The sequence below is a fragment of the Streptomyces sp. NPDC079167 genome, from assembly GCF_040686735.1.
Taxonomy (GTDB): Bacteria; Actinomycetota; Actinomycetes; order Streptomycetales; family Streptomycetaceae; genus Streptomyces.
Genome location: NZ_JBFBLO010000054.1, coordinates 1 through 2622 on the forward strand (window position 1 = coordinate 1; position 2622 = coordinate 2622).

At 67.9% G+C, this 2622-nt stretch carries 2 protein-coding genes and 1 pseudogene; 2 read left to right on the forward strand and 1 reads right to left on the reverse strand.

Annotation, left to right across the window (positions count from 1 at the left end):
• Positions 1-233 precede the first annotated feature (233 nt).
• Positions 234-1703, forward strand: a complete 1470-nt coding sequence (locus AB0P41_RS35895) for a ricin-type beta-trefoil lectin domain protein (protein WP_365936194.1) — start codon at positions 234-236, stop codon at positions 1701-1703.
• A 244-nt stretch (positions 1704-1947) separates the two neighbouring features.
• On the opposite strand, the gene AB0P41_RS35900 is transcribed toward AB0P41_RS35895, so the two are convergent.
• On the reverse strand, positions 1948-2133 hold the full coding sequence (locus AB0P41_RS35900; RefSeq protein WP_365936195.1) for a hypothetical protein: 186 nt from the start codon (positions 2131-2133) through the stop codon (positions 1948-1950).
• Between the two features lie 23 nt (positions 2134-2156).
• Here AB0P41_RS35900 and AB0P41_RS35905 point away from each other — a divergent pair.
• Positions 2157-2369, forward strand: a pseudogene (locus tag AB0P41_RS35905) (transposase); the annotation flags it as partial.
• Between the last annotated feature and the right edge of the window lie 253 nt (positions 2370-2622).

A 2622-nucleotide genomic window follows, 5' to 3' on the forward strand; every position in this document is an offset into this window, starting at 1 on the left:
GACAGTTCCAAGCCCGGATCAGCCACTACAAACGACGCGGCCACACACCACCAGAAACTGCCCACACATCAGAACAAAGACCGTTGCAGTACTAGCGCAGTGTTCGGTTCTGATCGTCTTTGCACGCCTGTGCCGCGACGCGTTGCCGCCCGGGAAGGCAGGCGCTTCAGTGGCCGGTGCCTCCCCGCCGAGCGGGAGGCCCTCATGCCTCCGAACCCCCCCAGAGGAGAGCCGTGTCCCGCCTTTTCCCGTCCGCCAAACACTCCCCCGCCCTGCGCCGGGTCGCCCGCCGCGCACTGGCGGTCTGCCTGCCCCTGCTGCTCGCCGCGCCCCTCACGGTCCTGACCGGCGCCGCCCCGGCCGGCGCGGCCACCGACGACGCCTCGCCGCGCTTCAAGGGCGTCAACTGGGCGCGTCCCGGCGACAACTACGTGGACGGCCCGGTCGTTCCCGAGGGCCTGTCCGCCTCCGACGGCTACGCCACCGTGAAGGCCAAGGCGACGACGATCCTCACCGGCTTCCGCGACACCGCCGGCGCCGACACCGTACGGCTGCCGGTCAACACCAAGTCCGCGCCCGGGACCACATGGGGCGACGCCTACGCGGGCGCCGTGGACGCCGCGACCGGCCTGGGCTTCAACGTCATCCTGTCCTACTGGGAGGACGGTGCCTCCTCCGGCGGCAAGGTCGTCGACACGGCAGCCTTCGACGCGATGTGGAACGCCGTCGTCGCCAAGTACGGCGCGAACTCCCACGTCTACTTCGAGCCGATGAACGAGCCGCACGGCTACACCGCCGCCGACTGGGCCGACGTGGCCGCTTCCTGGGTCGCCGCCCACCCCTCCGTCCCCCGGGACCGGATCGTCGTCAGCGGCTCCGGCTACAACGGCGAGGTGACCTCGGTCTGCGCCGACCAGCGCCTGACGGGGACGCGCCTCTCCCTGCACCTGTACGCGTTCCAGTTCGGGCCCAAGACGTACGACCAGTGGATCACGGAGTTCAACAACCGCATCGGCTCCTGCGGGGCGCGCACGGTGCTGGATGAGTTCGGCGCGCCGATGGACGACGGGCGTGACTACAACGACGCGGCGAGCACGGACAACTTCGTCCGCTACCTGAGGGCCGCCACCGACATCGCCCACTCGCTGGGCAAGGGCAGCGTGTACTGGCCGGGCCTGGGCGGCAAGCACACCTACCGGCCCGACTACGACTGGTACGCGCTCTACCGCCTGGAGGGCACCGCATCGGCCCCGCGCCTGCGCGTCCACAACACGACGGGCCTCGACCGCCTCGCATACGCCTGGGAGACCCGCTCCGGCTCGCCCACCACGGCCCTGACCAACCTCGGCACGCAAGGGTGTCTGGACGTGCCCGGTGCCACCACGGCCGTCCACACCCAGGTCGGCACGTACACCTGCAACGGCGGAACCAACCAGCAGTGGACCAGGACCGCGAACGGCCGGATCACCGTCTACGGCGGCACCCGCTGCCTGGACGCGTTCGGACAGGGCACCGCCAACGGCACCAAGGTCGGCATCTACGACTGCACCGGGGGCGCCAACCAGACCTGGACGTTCCACTCCGACGGCACGATCCGCGGGGCGCAGTCCGGACTCTGCCTGGACGTGGACCGCGCCACCTCGAAGCTCCAGCTCTACTCCTGCTGGGGCGGGGACAACCAGCTCTGGAAGCTGACTACTTGACGCTCCATCAGACAATCCGGCAGGCGGGACCGGGTCACCCCGCGTCGCGCCGGCCGGATGGGTGGACCGCTGTGTGCGCGACAGGGACGCGGAGCCGCCTTGGGCCGTGTGCGGGTTCGTCTAGTGCCGCATCAAGCAACGTTCGCCCTGTCAGGCCGACATACTGTGGGCGTTGTCCGCGTACTTCTCTGTGTGCACCGCCAAGTACAGAGATATGTGCACCGAGGTAGGGGCTTGCCGGGAATCAACACGTCGGTTTGATCTTGTTTTTGTCGAGGTTGAGGAATCTCGCGATGTCAGTCGGTGTGCGGAAGCGGGCGGTCGAGGCAGGGCTGTGAATGCCGTGGGCGTCCAGGAGCGGGCGGACGTCTTTCGCTGCGCGGCTGATGGTCATGGCGGTGGTGTTGAAAAGTTGGCCCAGGAGGTCCATGGTCGCGAGGGATATCGAACCTGCCGCGAGACACCCCGGTCGCTGACCTGGTGCGGTGGGCGAAGATGCGCTGGCGCATCGAACACGACTACCGCGAGCTCAAACACGGCCTCGGCCTGGACCACTTCGAGGGCCGCACCTGGCGCGGCTGGCACCACCACGTCACCCTCGTCACCGCCGCCCAGGCATTCCTCACGCTCAGGCGGCTCGACCCAAAAGTCCACACGCCGGCCTGACCCTCTACCAGGTCCTGGATACCCTCCAGGGCCTGCTGAAGGGCTGGACCGGCACATGCACCACCTGCAACCGACCCCTGCCCCGCAACCGAACCAGACGCAGAACCTAACGAAGCACTACTAGGCACTGTTTCTCGGATCATGTTCTGAGAAACAGTGCCTAAAGGTTGTTGCAGAAGGGTGGGTGTGGGCAGGCCGGGATGGCGTTTGACCTGCTGGTTCAGCCTGTCATGGCGAGGTTGTGCATGGTGGA

Coding starts and splice junctions, on each gene's coding strand:
- AB0P41_RS35900 (WP_365936195.1), bottom strand. CDS start 2,133: ATGGACCTCCTGGGCCAACTTTTCAACACCACCGCCATGACCATCAGC.